Below are 15818 nucleotides of genomic sequence, written 5' to 3'. Positions count from 1 at the left end.
ACGCCATGTTGTGCGTTGGGTGACTATGCACTTTTGCGCCCGTGGGGCGCCCCGATAGGAGTTCAATCGTCATGATGAAAGTTCTCGCTGCGGTAGCAGTCGCGGCTGTTGGAATTTCGCTCGCGATCCCAGCCGCCGAAGCACAACGCGGTGGCCCAGGCGGCGGCGGTGCACGCGGCGGCGGCTCGATGGGCGGCGGCATGCGGGGCGGCGGCTTCACGGGCGGCGGCATGCGTGGTGGCGGGTTCACCGGCGGCGGCATGGCAAGGCCGAGCTTCGGCGGCGGAGCCGGCGTTCGTCCAGGCGGCGGATGGGCAGGCCGGCCAGGTGGCGGCTGGGCTGGACGCCCCGGCGGATGGCGCCGGCCTTACTACGGCGGTGGTTTCTACGGCGGATGGGGCGCCTATCCGGGTTACGGGTATTACGGCGGCGCGTATCCGTACTACGGCAGCGGCTACTACGAGGACGACTATTACGACCAGCCGGCGTACCGCTATCCGCAGGCACAGCCACGCTATTACGGTGGACTTCCGCCGCGCGGTTGTCGCGTCGTGAAGGTCAAGCGCAAGGGCAAGTGGGTCAACGTGCGGCGTTGCCGCTGAGTTCGGCTTGAGGCAGTTTGCGAGCGCTTGATGCGCGCGAACAGCGCGCCGGAGGAGTGCGCGTGCCGACCCAATCGTATGACGTAGTGATCGTAGGCGGCGCCGCGCTTGGCTCGGCGACCGCCTACTTGCTTTTCGAGAACGGATTTCGGGGCACTGTCGCGGTGATCGAACGCGATCCGACCTACGCGCACGCGGCGACGACACTATCGGCTGCTTCGATACGGCAGCAATTCTCGACCCCCGAAAACATTCGCATGAGCGCGTTCGGCCGCGCGTTTTTCGACGCGCTGAAAGATCGCTTTGGGGATGACGCCGATATTGCGTTTCGCGAACACGGCTATCTGTTGCTGGCGAGCGACGCAGGTGTCGAGACGCTACAGGCCAATCACAAGACGCAGACATCCGAAGGTGCCGACATTGCGCTGCTTGCGCCCGACGCCATCCGCGCACGCTTCCCCTGGCTCAACACCGAGGACATTGCGCTCGGAGCGTTCGGCGTTTCGGGCGAAGGCTGGTTCGATGCGCACGCATTGCTGATGCTGCTGCGCAGCGGCGCACGCCAGCGCGGCGCTGACTACATCCACGGCGATGTGACAGCAATTGAACGCGAGGGCGCGCGGATCACTGCGGTTCGGCTCGCGGATGGGCGACGGATCGCATGCGGGACGCTGTTGAATGCAGCCGGCCCGCAAGCCGGAGACGTTGCGGCACTGGCGGATCTCGTATTGCCGGTCGAACCGCGCAAGCGATGCGTTTTCGTTTTCGCGTGCCGTGAAGCGTTGCCGAATATGCCCCTGATCGTCGACACCAGCGGGCTCTGGCTGCGCCCGGAGGGTCAAGTCTTCATCTGCGGCGTCCCGCCCGAAAGCGATCCGCGCGCCGAAAATTTCGACGTCGACTATGCGCTGTTCGAAGAGGTTATATGGCCGACGCTTGCGCATCGCATTCCGGCGATGGAGGCGATCAAGATGGAGCGCGCGTGGGCGGGCCACTACGACTACAACACGCTCGACCAGAATGCTGTGATCGGGCCGCATCCCGAGGTTGCGAATATGATATTCGTCAACGGATTTTCGGGCCACGGTTTGCAGCATGCGCCTGCGGCCGGACGCGCGGCTGCTGAGCTGATCGTGCATGGGCGCTACACGACGCTCGATCTTTCCGTGTTCGGCTATGCGCGCATCGCGGAGAACCGTCCGCTGCGTGAGCTCAATGTCATCTGACGTATCGCCCTGGCTTGCAGGCGTCGATGGTTGTCGCGGCGGGTGGATGGTCGCTTTTGTAAGGCCACACGGCGACGAGATGCGATTACGTGTTGTCTCGCATTTCGCCGATGTTGTGTGTGCTGCAGAAGATCCCGCCATCATCGCGATCGATATGCCGATCGGGTTGCCGGATCGCGCGGGTCCCGGCGGCCGCGAGGCCGAGCGGCTCATTCGCCCGCTACTTGGCGAGCGGCAGTCGTCGGTTTTCTCGGTGCCGTCGCGTGCCGCGATCGATGCAAGAGATTACAGCGAAGCCTGCAGCGTTGCGCTCGCGACATCCGATCCACCGCGCAAAGTCTCGAAGCAGACGTTCAATCTCGCGCCGAAGATACGCGAGGTCGATGCCGTGTTACGAGACGATGCTGCCTTGGCGAGGCGCGTGTTCGAAGTTCACCCGGAGCTCGCTTTTTGGCGGCTGAATGGCGAGCGCGCGCTCGGCGAGCCGAAGCGGGTCAAAAGCCGGCCGTATCCGGCGGGGCTCGCTCTGCGCCGTACCATCCTCGCGCGTGCCGGGCTTGATGCCAATGCGGCTGCTCCGGCCGGAGCGGGCGACGACGACCTCCTTGATGCGCTCGCTTGCGCGGCTGTTGCGCGGCGGCTCCATGCCGGGACAGCTCAATCCTTCCCAAACCAACCGCAACTCGACGCGTTTGGACTGAAGATGGCAATCTGGTCGTAACGGCAACCACCGGCATAACCTCTGGTTGTGCCGGTACAGTCTTGACGAATATCGCGCGACGTGGCCGCATCACGAACAGCCCGTTTTTCGCCCCTTATGGAGTGAATCGATGCTCAAGCCGTTTATAGCGCTATTGTCTTTCGCTTTCGTTTGGTCGCTCGTACCGCCCGCTGATGCGGCCTCTCGATCGATCGAAGCGACGGCATACCAAGCCAAATCTGATGTCAGCGCCCGCAAGAAACGCGTCGTTAGACGGCACGTTCGCCACTATCCGCGCTATCGGGTCACCGAGTATTACGCGCCGCGACCGTTCCGCTATTATTACGGGCCGGGCTATCGGCTGTATTGGGGCAGCCCTCACTCGTACGGACCGCAAGGCCTGATGTGGCCGTATACGGATGCGCCCTACCCTGACGTCACGTTCGGCTTCGGCTCTTGGTAGGCACCTTCTTACCGCCATTTTCTTGACGAAACTCGGAAGCCTAGATGCGCGTTATCAGGGTGGCGACGCCTATAGGAGAATAGAAAATGTTGAAGAGTTTGGCATTAGCGGCGGGCGTGACGCTCGCAATCGCGGCCGGCGGACAAGCTATCGCAGCTGATTCCGGCCAGACGAAGCAGCACGGTGCAACCAATGCTCAGGGCTCGACTGAAGTTAGCACGCAGCGCCGTCGCTACGGCGGTGGCCGCTACTACGGTGGCGGGCGCTACTATGGTGGCCGTTCTTACGGTTACCGCGGTTATCGCCCGTATTACGGCGGCTACTATGGTGGCTATCGCCCATACGCGGCCTACGGCTATCCGTATGGCGGTTACTATCGCCCGTACTACTACCGTCCGCGTCCGTTCGTTTCGTTCGGCTTCGGACCGGGCATCGGCTTCTGGTAAGCTGAGTTAGCCAATAAGCAAAGGCCCCGCAGCGCGGGGCCTTTTTTTTGCGCTTTTCAATCGCCGCCTGTGTTGCCGTGGCTGTGGAGCAGTGAAAAGATCTGCACCGATGTCGGTAGCTCGATCAGGAATTCTTCGTCGCGCGGCAGATGATGGATCTTCGTTGGATCGCTGCCGGCGAAACGCGACATCGCCTCGATACTCTCCCAATAAGAGATGGTGACGAACTCGCTTTCGGTGTCGCGATCCTCGCGCAACATTTGGACGCCGAGAGCTTTCTCGATCAGTGGCTTTGTGCCGACTTCATAGTTGTAGGCTTCGTACTCGTCGGCGCGTTCGCGCTTGACGCGGCCGCGCCAGATGCGCGCGATCGTCGGTTTTTTGCTCATGCTGAATCGCTCCGTCGACTGTCGTCTCGAACCACAACGATGAGCGGCACGCGTGCGTTCCGAACGTCTCGCCACAGCTGTCAGCAACGAAAAAAGCCGCCGCGATGACGCCGCGGCGTTGGTGTTGGAACGCGTTGCCTAAGATTAGCGCCAGTCTCGAACGTCGACGAAGTGGCCTGCAATCGCGGCAGCGGCCGCCATTGCGGGCGAGACAAGATGCGTGCGTCCGCGATAGCCCTGACGGCCTTCGAAGTTGCGGTTCGACGTCGAGGCGCAACGCTCTTCCGGCGAAAGCTTGTCCGGATTCATCGCGAGGCACATCGAGCAGCCCGGCTCGCGCCATTCGAAACCCGCGTTGATGAAGATCTTGTCGAGGCCTTCAGCTTCGGCCTGTTCCTTGACGAGACCAGAGCCCGGCACGACCATTGCGCTGACGTTGGCGTTGACGCGGTGCCCGTTGATCATCGCAGCGGCCTGCCGCATGTCCTCGATGCGGCCGTTGGTGCACGAGCCGATGAAGACGCGATCGATCTTGATGTCGGTGATCTTCTCGCCGCCGGTGAGACCCATGTAGCGCAGCGAACGCTCGGCGGCGCCGCGCTTGCCCTCGTCCGCAATCTCGGCGGGGACCGGAACGCGGCCCGCGATCGACGCGACTTGTTCGGGGTTCGTGCCCCAGGTCACGATCGGCGGCAGGTTCGCGCCGTCGAGTTTAACGTGACGGTCGAAATGCGCGCCTTCGTCGGAGCGGAGCGAGTCCCAATAGCGCACGGCCTGTTCCCAAGCCGCGCCCTTCGGTGCCTTCGGTCGGCCCTTGAGATACTCGTATGTCTTCTCGTCTGCCGCGACCATGCCGGCGCGCGCGCCGCCTTCAATCGACATGTTGCAGACCGTCATACGGCCTTCCATCGTTAGATCGCGGATCGCCTGGCCGGCGTATTCGATCGTGTAGCCGGTACCGCCCGCGGTGCCGATCTCGCCGATGATCGCGAGAATGACGTCTTTGGCGCCGACGCCGTCCGGCAACTTGCCGTCGACCGTCACCAGCATGTTCTTCATTTTCTTCTGGATCAGCGTCTGGGTGGCGAGCACATGCTCGACCTCCGACGTGCCGATGCCGTAAGCGAGCGCGCCGAAAGCGCCATGCGTCGCCGTGTGGCTGTCGCCGCAGACGATCGTCGTGCCGGGAAGCGTGAAGCCTTGCTCCGGGCCGATGACGTGGACGATGCCCTGACGGACGTCGAACTCGTTGTAATACTCGACGCCGAAATCCTTGGTGTTCTTCGCCAGCGCTTCGATCTGCGCGATGCTCTCCGGATCCGGATTCGGCTGCGTGCGGTCCGTCGTCGGGACGTTGTGATCGACGACCGCGAGCGTCTTCTCGGGGGCGCGCACCTTGCGGCCGGTGACGCGAAGACCTTCGAAGGCCTGTGGGCTCGTCACTTCGTGGACGAGATGGCGGTCGATATAAAGGAGACAGGTGCCGTCAGGCTGCTGATCGACGACGTGGTCGTCCCAAATCTTGTCGTAGAGCGTACGCGCGGCCATTGGACTCGTCCTGCTAGGAATATGGGCCGCGCCTTCTGGTTGTCCAGCGCAGCTTGGGCCTTTCTTTAGTCATTCCGAAGTCAGAGGAAAAGACCTTGTTGCGCGGGCCTTTCCGGCGGGCTTCAAGCCCGCTTTTCTCTCATTGCGACAGTTCGAAGGAAACGTTGAGCTGAACCTTGATCTGCTCCTCGCCGGGCGCAACCGGGGTCGCAGGGGCCGAGCCTGAGTATGAGCCGGGCGCAGCGCGAGCCATCATGGGGCGCGGTAGCTCCGTGCCCTGCTCCGCGATCACGATCACGCGGCCAAGCTGGGCTTTTGCCTCCTTGGCATAGAGTTCGGCCTTGCGCTTGGCGTCCGCGAAGGCGGCGAGACGCGCCTTGTCGAGCAGTGTATCGGCGTTCGAGACCTCGAAGCCGACGCCCTGAATGTTGTTCGCGCCTGCCCCGGTCACCGCATCGATAATGTCGCCGACCTTGGCGATATCGCGCACCTTGAGCTGCACCATGTTCTGCGCGCGATAGCCTGTGATGCGCGGCGAATTCTCGCGGTTCGAGCTGCCGGAGGCATAGACCGGCGACACGTTGTAGCGGGAGGTGCCGATGTCCTTCTCGGCAATGCCGGCCTGTTTGGCGGCTGCGATCACTGCGGTCATGGCTTTCGCATTGGCTTCGGCGGCCTCGCGTGAGGTCTTGCCCTCCGAGACAATACCGGCGGAGACGAGCGCGATATCCGGCACGGCGGAAATCGTGCCTTCGCCTGTCACGCTGACGAGCGGGAATGGGCGCTCGGTCGCGGCCTGGACGGGAACATTCGCGAATAGCAGCAAGCCGGCCGCGCAAATGGCAATCAATCGCATCGTCAATCTCCTCCGAATATCAGGAGAGGTAACGACCGCATCGATAAGGCACAAGCGTGGCGGTGGGACCTGCCATCAAACCGCCGCTACCGTGAGCCGGTAGACAAGGGCAGCGCCATCTTGCAAAAGCTGACCACCGGCCGATGGCTGCCGGGCCCGTAGCTCAATGGTTAGAGCCGGCCGCTCATAACGGTCTGGTTGCAGGTTCGAGTCCTGCCGGGCCCACCACCGCCTTTTCGAGCGATGAGACTTTCCCGGAAAGTGTGGAGAAAGCCTTTAAAACGGGCATTTTTTCAACGTTCGTATTGGTCTCTATTGTCGGCATGGGTCCGAGTCGCCGTGAGACGGCCATCGCGTCTCAGGTGGATTTCTTTAATTTTCCCAATGGTCGCTGGCCGAACAACCAGAGACTGTTTCGAGAGTGCGAGAGACTGGTTTCGGATGACAGGTGTCCGTCGGTTCGACGAAGTGCGGCACGCAGCGTCGTCGAAATTCAAACGCCAATGCGCATGTCCACAACCCGCAGGTCGCGATCGTAGAAAAGCATACGAAGAGTGTTTTCACTTGAAGATGCCGACATTCGAAGGCGGAAATCGATAGGACAATCCGGCGAGAACAGTCAGTTTAGCGACAGGGCTGGTGAAGATGTCGGCCGAGGTCGCGCCGACGCCCGGGCCGAAGTTGATCGCGATTTCGCTCAGCCGGTCGCCCGGATACCAGGTCGCTTGAGTAAATGCGCTCCAGCCGCTCGGCCACGCATACCCTACCTTGGCGGACACGCGTGCGTAGGCCGACGTGGTCAGCAATCCATCTTCAGTCAGGTACTTCTTACCGACATACGTCACATAGGCGGAGCCGAAAACGCGCTGGCCGTTGCGGGTTGCCATGTCGGCATCGACACCAACGTTGAGGACGGACGTCGGTACGTTGGGGACGTAGAGCGACGACGGAACACCATTCTCAAGCCGCGCCCGCGTCTGAGTGAAATTCGCGAATAGAGAGAGTTGGCCATCAGTGCTTTTAAGAATCGCGTAGCGCGCTTCGAGATCGAAGCCCTCGCGCTTCGAACGGCCGAGATTTTGAAGAGGCAAGCCGGGTGCAGCTTGGTAAGCCTCGTTTGCGATATCGCTGCTCCAAATGCCCGCCAGGAAATTGAAACGGTCGAAGCGCAGCGCCACGCCGCCTTCCACGCTCTTGATCTTCTGAGGTCGCAAGGTCGGATTGCTCAGAAGCTCCAGTGCCGCATTTGGGCTTCGGAAGCCCTCGCCGTAGTTGGTGAAGAACTCCAGCCAATGTGTCGGCGTGATTGCGAGACCGGCTTTCGGCGAGAAAACGCCCGTGCTGACATCCGGCGAGTTTGCCGGGTCGATTCGATTATTGATGTCGTAGAAGAAGCGATCGTAGCGTGCGCCGCCAGTCAGCTTGAGCCAGGGTGTTGGCTTGACCTGAAGCTGCGCGAACCCCGCGACATTGTGTTGATCGACACCTGCATCGATGACACGTGGGCCGGTCTCGACACGCGCCGTGGTCGGACCTTGCCAAGTTGTGATGAAGTCGCTGCGCCAATTGCCGCCGATGAGCAGCTGAGCCGGAATACCATCTGCTATCTGGCCGGTCCAAAGCTTGCGGACACGACCGCCGACCGTTTCGCGTTCATCATGCTGAATGCGCTGACCACCGCCGAAGTCGGCGTATCGGTCGAAGACATCGTGGTTGAAGTAGAGTGTGCTGTTCAGTTCTTGGTCAGGTGCGCCGGACTGATAGTTGGCGACGAGGTTCTGTTGGTACTTTGAGCCACCGTCCGTGCCGTTGACGGCGGCTTTGTCCGATAGCGCTCCCGATTTCACGGCATCGCGACTAATGTAGCTCGCAGCGCCGTAGGTCGTTCCGTAGAACTGCCCGCGCATCGAAAGGACGGAGCCGTCGGCGAACGGGATCGTGAACTTGTTGAACGAGTTGTAGCGGTCGATGAAGCTGTTATCGCGATAGCCTTGCGTCGTGTAGCCCTCTGCAGCGATATACGGCTCGACGGTGCCGCCGACAGACGAATAGGTAGCCAGGCCGCGAACGGTGCCGAACGAGCCACCGGACAGATTGGCAGTCGCCACCGGCTCGGAGCGTTTCGTTGTGATGTTAACGGTGCCGCCGAGGTTGCTGTCGCCAGCTTCAACGGAGAATGGGCCGCGGATGACCTCGACGCGCGCCACGGTTTCGGGGATCAGGACGTTGAGATCGACATAGTTCGGTGTGTGGATCGCAGACACTTCGTTGATCGGCATTCCGTCGATGAAGAATGCGATGTCGCGTCCGTGCTCACCCTCCGTGAAACCTCGCATCGCGATGCCCATACCGATGGCACCCTGGTTGTAGTTGCTGATGCTGAAGCCGGGCAGCGGCTGAAAGATGTCGCCGTAGCTCGCAATCGGCGCACGCGCGATCTGAGGCGCTTGAACAATGGTCGTAGCTGCCGGTAGGGCGCTCACTGACGAGGAAATCGCATTGCGCGATGGTTCAGCCGCCTCTCGTGAAATCGCAGGCTCGCGCTGAGGCACAGCCGCTGGGACGGCGCGTCGGGCGGGTGCTTGCAAACGCCGTGTCGGTTGAGCGCGTGCCGTCTGACGTCGGGCCTGACTTGGTGCAACGACACGGACAGTCGGCAACTGTTGTGCGCCCTGTGAAGTCTGGGCAGAAAGCCGATTTGCGGCATCGACAGCCGTCAGTGCGCCGATGCTCACAGCGCAAAGCGCCCAGAAGCGCATGAAGCCCCCATGTCGTTTGTTCCTAAGACCCCGGCTCGACCCTTAAGAACAGCACAACGTTACGTCTCAGTATGACGACGTCAAGAAAAGATCATACGCCGCGCATGCCCTTGCGTTTGTCGCTGGGAGATAGATGCTCGTGCGCAACAGCTGCAACAGGCGGCGGCGCAGATTAGAGAGACACATGCATCGGGTGACGATCACAATCGACGAGGACCTGGCGAAGGAGATCGACGCGTTCGTTGCGGACCGCCAGTATGCTAACCGATCTGAAGCGATGCGCGATCTAGCGCGCGCCGGTCTTAAACAAGCTCAGCCGTCGCTGACAGGTAAAACGCAATGCGTCGCAACGCTTGCTTATACTTACGATCACCATGCGCGTGATCTACCCCAACGCATTGTGCAGACATTTCACGATCACCACGACATCGCACAAGCGACGTTGCACGTGCACCTCGATCATCATACGTGCCTAGAAGTCGCTGTTCTGCGAGGTAAAGCCACGGACGTGCAGTCAGCCGCCGACAAGATTATTGCTGAGAGGGGTGTTCGCTACGGAACGCTTATGATGTTTCCGAAGACCCAGTGAGGGCCTGAGGAGTGCGCGAAAATTCCTAAATCGAGAGGAGTGTTTCCTTCTTTGGGGCGCATCATTCGCAGTAGACGGCTTCGAGTCTCATGAGCCCCACCACCACCTTTTCAAGCGCTGAGACTTTCCAATAGAATGCGAAAAAAGCCGTTTAAACGGGTTCTTCCACTCTCATATCGGTCTCTGTTGTCAGCAAACGTACGAGCCGCCGTAACACGGCCATCGAGTCTCAGGTGGATTTCCTCGAATTTCCCAACGGTCCGTAGCCGAACCACCAAAGACTCTTTCGAAAGTCCAAGAGACCAGTTTGCCCAGGACGGCGCCTGCCGGTTTAACGAAGTGCGTCATGCCATGCCGTGGTGACTCAAAGGGCGATGAGCTTGGCTAAATCGCTGACTCAAAAACACGATGCATCCGCTCCGCATCAGCGATGCGCCCCGTAAACAAGTGAAACGCTTCCGCGGCTTGATGAACTGCCATGCCAGCGCCAGACATCGTGCGACAGCCCCGAGCACGCGCGAGCTGCAATAATTCGGTCTCGCGCGGAAAATAGATGACATCGGCGACCCACGAGGAAGGCACCACCAGATTAGCACCAATTGGCAAGCCCGGCAGCTTGGCCATGCCGACAGGCGTCGCGTTGACGATACCATCGATGTCGGATGTCTCCTCGACTCGAAGCAGTGCGTCTACGCGCGTGTCGGCGAACCGCGCACCAAGTTCGGCCGCCAGAGACGTTGCGCGCTCTGGTAAGGTGTCAACGACGGTGAGCTGCCTGACTCCGGACTTCAGCAGCGCATGGGCGACAGCAGCGCCCGCGCCGCCTGCGCCAAGGAGGACGACGTGTTCGCGCGGGACGTCGCCGAATTCATGCCGAAAACTTTGCGCAAAGCCGAACCAGTCGGTGTTGTGGCCGATGCGGCGGTTACCCCGAAACACGACTGTGTTCACCGCGCCGATGAGTGTTGCTTCGGCGTCGAGTTCGTCGAGATGCTGAATCACGGCCTGCTTGCAGGGATATGTGATGTTGAGTCCGCGAAAGCCGCCGCGTTCGGCCTGCTGCAGGAGCTCGGGCAAGGCCTCGATGCCGACCCCAAGCACGTCAAGATCGATGAGCCCATACGAATAGTCGAGCCCCTGCGCGCGCCCTTCCTGCTCGTGCATCGCGGGGGTTAGCGATGCTTGAATGCCGCTGCCGATCAAGCCGACCAAGACGGGCGCGTTCTCGCTCGCTATCACCTGAGCCCCTCTATGCGCTTTCCTGCGCCAGACTGAAGCATGCGCCGTAGAGCACTGCGTCGCTCGTCGCAAGCTCGCGATGGCTTGCGCGCAGAGCCGCGCAGGCCGCATCGATCGCGTCTTCGTCGAGGCCTTCGATCATGACGAGGGTCTCGAAAGAAGCGTCGCCGCTGCGCATCGCCTTCTCGCGCGTTGCGATTCCGGTCTGCGCTGCATCGGTCGATAAAACCTGCGCGCTTGCGATACGGTCGTGCGACACCGCATTGCCGCAGACCGATGCTGCGTCGGCAATGGCCGAACTGAACAGCATTGCAATGACGCCGCCATCGCCGACGCCGGCGCGAGCCGTTACGTGCCCGCCACCGCGACGAAAGTTCTTCAACTTGGGCATCGTGCGCTGCGACCACGGCGTCGGCGCATTCAGTCTCGCCACATAGTCCGAACTTGCAACCACCTCGGGGGTATCAAGATCGTAGACGATGACGTAACTGTTTCGTGTCGTCAGCGCGCGAAAAATGCGGCAACGGCGAAACCCCGCGATGCCAAGGCGCTCGATCGCATGCTCTCGCGTCATCCAATGCGCCCAATCGGTCAGATCACTATCCGCTAGGTCGCTCCAAATCACCAGAAATCCGCTCATTGGTTTACCTCATGCGCTACGCGGCAAGTTCGGCGGCAATTTTCCAGCGCGCTGCATCGCGGCCTGCATCGCGACGATGTAGCCGTAGGGACCAAGGCCTGCGATCACCGCCGTCACGGCCGCCGACAGGATCGAGTGCCGATGCAACTCGTCGCGCGCATGGATGTTCGAGATATGTACCTCATAGATCGGACGCTCGAAGGTCTTCATCGCGTCGAATATTGCTACGGACGTGAACGAATAGCCGGCCGGATTGATTATCAGCGCGTCGACCCCTTCGCGCGCCGACTGGATCAGATCGACCAGCGCGCCTTCGTGGTTCGACTGATGGAAGGACATCGATGCGCCGGCAGATTGCGCGAAATCCTCACAGCTTCGGCGGATCGCCTCCAGCGTCGTCGTGCCGTAAATGTGTGGCTCGCGAACGCCGAGCAAATTGAGATTCGGTCCGTTCAGAATCATCAATCTAATCATCAGCGCTCCTCCCTCATCCTTTGTAACCCATCAGTCGCGGCAGCCAGAGAACGGTTTCCGGCACGAAAGTGATGATGCCAAGCGCGATGATCATTGCGATGACGAAGGGCATCGTGTCGCGGATCACGGCGCGCAGCGGCGCGCCAGAGATCGCTGAGATAATGAAAAGCAAAAGGCCATATGGCGGCGTGATCAAACCGATCATGATGTTGAAGACCGCGACGATACCGAAGTGGACGAGGTCAATGCCAAGCGCCTTGGCAGTCGGTATAAGCACGGGTAGGACGATAAGAATGATCGTGCTGCCTTCGAGCAAGCAGCCGAGCACGAGCAAAATGACGTTGACCCAAAAGAGGAAGGCGGTCGGCGACAGATCGTAACCCGCCAGCAGCGTCTTCACGGTTTGAGGGATTTGCTCGATCGTCACGACATAGTTGAACACCAACGCTCCGGCGATCAGCATCCCAATCGAGGCAGTTGCGCGCGAAGCATTGAGTATTGCACCGTAGGTTTCACCATATGTGATGTTGCGATACCAGACGGCCGCGACGACAAAGGCATAGGCGGCCGCAACCGCCGCGGCTTCGGTCGGCGTCATCACGCCGCCGTAGATGCCTCCAAGCAGAATTGCCGGCATCAGCAGCGCAGGGAGCGCCGCCAGCGTAATGCCAGGCCATTCGCGCACCGGGATCGGCGCCTCGACGGGAAAGTTGCGGCGATGCGCCATTATGGTGTTGATCACCATCTGCGACACAGCCATTAACAGGCCCGGGACAACGCCGGCCAAAAACAGATATCCAACCGAAGTGTCCGAGATAAGAGCATAGAGGACCATCGGGATTGATGGCGGGATGATCGGCCCGATCACAGCGGACGCAGCCGTGATCGCGGCCGCGTAACTCACCGGATAGCGGTTGTTCTTAGTCATCATGTCGATGCTGATGCGGCCGGTGCCCGCAAGGTCAGCGACGGCAGAGCCCGACATGCCCGCGAAGATGATGCTCTGCACGATGTTGATATGACCGAGGCCGCCGCGGAAGCGCCCTACCAGCATGTCGCAAAAGCGCAAGAGATGATCCGTCATCTTGCTGACGTTCATGATCTCGGCCGAAACGAGAAAGAGCGGCACGGCGAGCAACACGTAGCTGTTGTAGAGGCCGTTGAGGATTTGCTCCGCGGAAGTCCCCAGGTCGAGCCCGGCGAGCAGCAGATAGAGGATCGAGCCCGCAATCATCGCGTAGCCAATCGGCAGCCCGAGAAGTCCAAGCGCAAGAATGGCGAACAGGCACGACGCGAACGGCGATATCATAGCGCGGAGCCGCCCTGCCCCAGATCAGGCGCTTTACCGCGAATGGCCTGCCAAGTCAGCGCCGCGTAACGTACAATGACGGCAAGCGAGAACACGACGTAGATCGAATAAAGGTAGTCGAGGCGGATGCCCAGATAAGCCGACTTCTCAACCTTGAGGAACGTAACATAGGCAAACACCGCCGGCAGCGCGATGCCAAACAATGCGATCGCGGCAATACCCGTTACGATCGTGAAGATGCGCCGCGTCCGCTCACTCGATGCGCTGTATATGATGTCGAAACGCACTTCATCGCGCTCGCGAAGCAAGAATGCTGCTCCCCAGAGAACGCACCAGATCCACAACAGAACGCTGACCTCGTCAGTCCAGCCGAGCGGCCGGTTGAAGACGTATCGCGAGACGATCTGCACGATGAAGCAGACGAACATCGCAACCAGCAGCAGCGCCGAGATGTTCTCTGCGCGCCGCCGCAGCCAGCGCCCAGCAACGATCAATTGATCCATCGGACGCAGCTACGCGATGGCGTTGATGCGTTCTAGTGCGCCCTTGGGCCAGTCCTTTCCGTACTTCTCGATGTAGCGCTTTTGCGCGAAGGAACGGAACGCATTCTGATCCGGCTCGTAGACTTGCTTGCCTTCCTTCTTGAAAAACTCGATTGCTTCCTGTTCCTGCGCAATGTATTTCGCGGCGCTCGCGTCAAACGCCTTGTCGGCCTCCGCTCTCAGCCGGGTCTGCTGCTCCGGTTTGAGGTTCGCCCAAGTCTTCTTCGAGACCGCGAGCATATCGTAGCCAAGCACGTGATTGGTGAGTACGAACTGCGACGTCACTTCGTAAAACTTCATCGAACGCCCGGCGACCAACGGATTGTCTTGGCCATCCACCGCGCCGGATTGCAGCGCCGTGTATAGTTCGGCGTAGGCCACCGGCGTCGGACTCGCGCCGAGCGACTCGCCGAGGAACTGCCAGAATTCGCCGGGCGGCATGCGAAGCTTGATGCCGGCAAGGTCAGCCGGAGTGCTAATCTTCTTCGGCGGCTTCAGGTTAACCTGACGCGCGCCGAAATAGACCGGACGGATCAGCTCGATGCCGAGCTGATCGCGCGCCATCTTGATGAATTCCTGGCCAACATCGCTCTGCCACGTCTTCCTCAGGTGATCGTAGTTGCGAAAAAGATAGGCTGAGGTCATCAGCGACCACGCCGGAATCTGCTTGGAGATATCAGCGGGTGCGAGATTGCACAGCTCGAGATTTTCGCGCTGGAGCGCGACGAGTTCCGTGCCCTGCTTGAAAAGGACATTGCCGTAGTAAGGCTCGAAGTCGAAGTCGGCGGCCATTGCGGAGGAGAATGCTTTGTAGGCCTCGGTCCGAAGATCCGACTCGGTGAAGGCCGAACTAAACCGAAGCTTCGGCTTGGCCTGTGCGCGAGCCGATTGCATCGCTGCAATAGCGATCGCGCCTAAGACCGATCCGATCGCGGAACGACGAGTGAATTTCCCGTCCATCGGTAATCCTCCCAATTTGGCTCTACGTGGCCATTCGGCAAAATGTCCGCGAGAGTGCGTGGAATTGCAATAGGTATTTTTGATATCGTATGATATTTCTGAAAATCTCCAATCTGAGATTCGATCATGCTCGAACGAAGCGACACTCAAACCATTGGCGAAACGGCGTACCGGCAGATCCGCACCGACATCGTGTTTGGCAAGCTCGCGCCGGGCATCAAGCTCAAGCTCGAGCGGCTGCGCGCGGACTATGGCGTTAGCGTCGGGACCCTGCGAGAGCTGCTGAGTCGTCTAGTTTCCGATGGCTTCGTCGTGGCGGAAGGTCAGCGCGGGTTCGAGGTCGCTCCGGTCACGGCCCAAGGCCTGCGCGAGATTGCAGAGTTGCGACTCCTCCTGGAACAGCACGCGCTCACGCAATCTTTCCGATTTGGCGATATGGAATGGGAAGGCCGCATCGTCGCTGCACACCACAAGCTGGAGCGCATGGAACGCAAGGTCCAATCGGGGGAGACGAGCGACGAGGAGACGTGGAAGCGCTACGACTTCGAGTTCCACCATGCGCTCATTTCGGCGTGCGGCTCGGAGACTTTACTCGCGTCGCATGCCCCAGTGTTTGACAAGTATCTGCGTTACTTGATCGTTGCAGGAACGTATCGCGGCGAAGTCACCGAACGGGAACATCGCGCACTGCTGAAAAGTGCACTCGACCGTGATGCGAAAGCCGCATGCGAGACGTTGCGGATCCACATTGAGGGTTGCGTCGAGTTCACCTTGAAAACGACGACCTCGCAGATCATCCAAACCTAGCAGTGCTGGCTCGCATTTTCCCGGTCGGCGATAAGATTTTCCAGAATGCGCTCAATCAGTGATGCTGCAGACTCGTTCGAGTCCTGAGCGCTCCACCACACACTTCTCGCAACGAGAGACTTTCCAGAATTCTAGCGAGAAGCGCCGTGTTTGCGGGCTTTCTCTGGTTCACGCCGCGTCTCTGTAATGACCGCGCTAGCGCAACGCGTCAGTTTGAGCCGCGCAGTCTCCGCGTGGTGCTGACCGTTTTCCAAAACGAAGGCGTACGC

17 protein-coding genes and 1 tRNA gene are annotated in these 15818 nt (G+C 60.4%); 8 read left to right on the top strand and 10 right to left on the bottom strand.

What is annotated here, in order from left to right; genetic code table 11:
• The first annotated feature begins 71 nt into the window (after positions 1-71).
• From GJW30_RS22895 to GJW30_RS22890, 5 genes are all read left to right on the top strand, one after another.
• Positions 72-602, top strand: a complete 531-nt coding sequence (locus GJW30_RS22895) for a hypothetical protein (RefSeq protein WP_096352833.1) — start codon at positions 72-74, stop codon at positions 600-602.
• 62 nt (positions 603-664) lie between these two features.
• A complete protein-coding gene (locus GJW30_RS05770; protein ID WP_096358677.1) occupies positions 665-1828 on the top strand; it encodes an NAD(P)/FAD-dependent oxidoreductase in 1164 nt (387 codons plus the stop codon).
• 79 nt (positions 1829-1907) lie between these two features.
• Positions 1908-2549, top strand: coding sequence for a DUF429 domain-containing protein (locus tag GJW30_RS05765; protein ID WP_347337730.1), 642 nt, complete (start codon positions 1908-1910; stop codon positions 2547-2549).
• Between the two features lie 109 nt (positions 2550-2658).
• Positions 2659-2991 (top strand): hypothetical protein, encoded by a 333-nt coding sequence (locus GJW30_RS05760; protein ID WP_096352828.1) that lies wholly within the window; start codon positions 2659-2661, stop codon positions 2989-2991.
• Positions 2992-3077: 86 nt separating this feature from the next.
• The gene (locus GJW30_RS22890; RefSeq protein WP_197703773.1) at positions 3078-3437 is read left to right on the top strand and encodes a hypothetical protein; all 360 of its coding nucleotides are present in this window, start codon (positions 3078-3080) and stop codon (positions 3435-3437) included.
• 56 nt (positions 3438-3493) lie between these two features.
• Here GJW30_RS22890 and GJW30_RS05750 read toward each other — a convergent pair whose 3' ends face one another.
• The 3 genes from GJW30_RS05750 to GJW30_RS05740 form a co-directional block, all read right to left on the bottom strand.
• Positions 3494-3826: an antibiotic biosynthesis monooxygenase family protein gene (locus GJW30_RS05750; protein ID WP_096352826.1), complete on the bottom strand. Its 333-nt coding sequence runs from the start codon at positions 3824-3826 to the stop codon at positions 3494-3496.
• Between the two features lie 144 nt (positions 3827-3970).
• On the bottom strand, positions 3971-5374 hold the full coding sequence (leuC, locus tag GJW30_RS05745; RefSeq protein ID WP_096352823.1) for a 3-isopropylmalate dehydratase large subunit: 1404 nt from the start codon (positions 5372-5374) through the stop codon (positions 3971-3973).
• A 139-nt stretch (positions 5375-5513) separates the two neighbouring features.
• Positions 5514-6230: an SIMPL domain-containing protein gene (locus GJW30_RS05740; RefSeq protein WP_096352821.1), complete on the bottom strand. Its 717-nt coding sequence runs from the start codon at positions 6228-6230 to the stop codon at positions 5514-5516.
• A gap of 152 nt (positions 6231-6382) precedes the next feature.
• Here GJW30_RS05740 and GJW30_RS05735 point away from each other — a divergent pair.
• A tRNA-Ile gene (locus GJW30_RS05735) sits at positions 6383-6458 on the top strand.
• A 332-nt stretch (positions 6459-6790) separates the two neighbouring features.
• Here GJW30_RS05735 and GJW30_RS05730 read toward each other — a convergent pair.
• Entirely contained in the window at positions 6791-8713 is a 1923-nt protein-coding gene (locus tag GJW30_RS05730; protein ID WP_157746696.1) for a TonB-dependent receptor, read from the bottom strand.
• A gap of 460 nt (positions 8714-9173) precedes the next feature.
• On the opposite strand from GJW30_RS05730, the gene nikR reads away from it, so the two are divergent.
• On the top strand, positions 9174-9578 hold the full coding sequence (gene nikR, locus GJW30_RS05725; protein ID WP_096358676.1) for a nickel-responsive transcriptional regulator NikR: 405 nt from the start codon (positions 9174-9176) through the stop codon (positions 9576-9578).
• Positions 9579-9962: 384 nt separating this feature from the next.
• On the opposite strand, the gene GJW30_RS05720 is transcribed toward nikR, so the two are convergent.
• The 6 genes from GJW30_RS05720 to dctP are packed head-to-tail and all read right to left on the bottom strand — an operon-like array spanning position 9963 to position 14742.
• Positions 9963-10790, bottom strand: a complete 828-nt coding sequence (locus GJW30_RS05720) for a shikimate dehydrogenase (protein WP_245408670.1) — start codon at positions 10788-10790, stop codon at positions 9963-9965.
• A gap of 37 nt (positions 10791-10827) precedes the next feature.
• The gene (locus GJW30_RS05715; RefSeq protein ID WP_096352814.1) at positions 10828-11457 is read right to left on the bottom strand and encodes a hypothetical protein; all 630 of its coding nucleotides are present in this window, start codon (positions 11455-11457) and stop codon (positions 10828-10830) included.
• A gap of 9 nt (positions 11458-11466) precedes the next feature.
• Positions 11467-11931, bottom strand: a complete 465-nt coding sequence (locus GJW30_RS05710; RefSeq protein ID WP_096352811.1) for a type II 3-dehydroquinate dehydratase — start codon at positions 11929-11931, stop codon at positions 11467-11469.
• A gap of 13 nt (positions 11932-11944) precedes the next feature.
• Positions 11945-13240: a TRAP transporter large permease gene (locus tag GJW30_RS05705; protein ID WP_096352808.1), complete on the bottom strand. Its 1296-nt coding sequence runs from the start codon at positions 13238-13240 to the stop codon at positions 11945-11947.
• Positions 13237-13743, bottom strand: a complete 507-nt coding sequence (locus tag GJW30_RS05700) for a TRAP transporter small permease (RefSeq protein WP_096352805.1) — start codon at positions 13741-13743, stop codon at positions 13237-13239. Before GJW30_RS05700 ends, GJW30_RS05705 begins: the two co-directional genes overlap by 4 nt.
• Before the next feature lie 9 nt (positions 13744-13752).
• On the bottom strand, positions 13753-14742 hold the full coding sequence (gene dctP / locus GJW30_RS05695) for a TRAP transporter substrate-binding protein DctP (protein WP_096352801.1): 990 nt from the start codon (positions 14740-14742) through the stop codon (positions 13753-13755).
• Positions 14743-14868: 126 nt separating this feature from the next.
• On the opposite strand from dctP, the gene GJW30_RS05690 reads away from it, so the two are divergent.
• Complete coding sequence (locus tag GJW30_RS05690; protein ID WP_096352798.1) at positions 14869-15549, top strand: GntR family transcriptional regulator; 681 nt, start codon at positions 14869-14871, stop codon at positions 15547-15549.
• Positions 15550-15818: the final 269 nt, after the last annotated feature.

This window comes from Variibacter gotjawalensis, assembly GCF_002355335.1.
In the GTDB taxonomy this organism is placed as follows: Bacteria; Pseudomonadota; Alphaproteobacteria; order Rhizobiales; family Xanthobacteraceae; genus Variibacter; species Variibacter gotjawalensis.
This window is presented reverse-complemented; position numbering and strand designations above follow the sequence as displayed.

Excerpts from the sequence above, each read along its gene's own strand:
- GJW30_RS05750 (WP_096352826.1), bottom strand. The coding sequence starts at position 3,826 with ATGAGCAAAAAACCGACGATCGCGCGCATCTGGCGCGGCCGCGTCAAG.
- GJW30_RS22890 (WP_197703773.1), top strand. The coding sequence starts at position 3,078 with ATGTTGAAGAGTTTGGCATTAGCGGCGGGCGTGACGCTCGCAATCGCG.
- GJW30_RS05700 (WP_096352805.1), bottom strand. The coding sequence starts at position 13,743 with ATGGATCAATTGATCGTTGCTGGGCGCTGGCTGCGGCGGCGCGCAGAG.
- GJW30_RS05760 (WP_096352828.1), top strand. The coding sequence starts at position 2,659 with ATGCTCAAGCCGTTTATAGCGCTATTGTCTTTCGCTTTCGTTTGGTCG.
- dctP (WP_096352801.1), bottom strand. The coding sequence starts at position 14,742 with ATGGACGGGAAATTCACTCGTCGTTCCGCGATCGGATCGGTCTTAGGC.
- GJW30_RS05715 (WP_096352814.1), bottom strand. The coding sequence starts at position 11,457 with ATGAGCGGATTTCTGGTGATTTGGAGCGACCTAGCGGATAGTGATCTG.
- GJW30_RS05690 (WP_096352798.1), top strand. The coding sequence starts at position 14,869 with ATGCTCGAACGAAGCGACACTCAAACCATTGGCGAAACGGCGTACCGG.
- GJW30_RS05765 (WP_347337730.1), top strand. The coding sequence starts at position 1,908 with ATGCGATTACGTGTTGTCTCGCATTTCGCCGATGTTGTGTGTGCTGCA.
- GJW30_RS05740 (WP_096352821.1), bottom strand. The coding sequence starts at position 6,230 with ATGCGATTGATTGCCATTTGCGCGGCCGGCTTGCTGCTATTCGCGAAT.
- leuC (WP_096352823.1), bottom strand. The coding sequence starts at position 5,374 with ATGGCCGCGCGTACGCTCTACGACAAGATTTGGGACGACCACGTCGTC.
- GJW30_RS05710 (WP_096352811.1), bottom strand. The coding sequence starts at position 11,931 with ATGATTAGATTGATGATTCTGAACGGACCGAATCTCAATTTGCTCGGC.
- GJW30_RS05705 (WP_096352808.1), bottom strand. The coding sequence starts at position 13,240 with ATGATATCGCCGTTCGCGTCGTGCCTGTTCGCCATTCTTGCGCTTGGA.
- nikR (WP_096358676.1), top strand. The coding sequence starts at position 9,174 with ATGCATCGGGTGACGATCACAATCGACGAGGACCTGGCGAAGGAGATC.
- GJW30_RS22895 (WP_096352833.1), top strand. The coding sequence starts at position 72 with ATGATGAAAGTTCTCGCTGCGGTAGCAGTCGCGGCTGTTGGAATTTCG.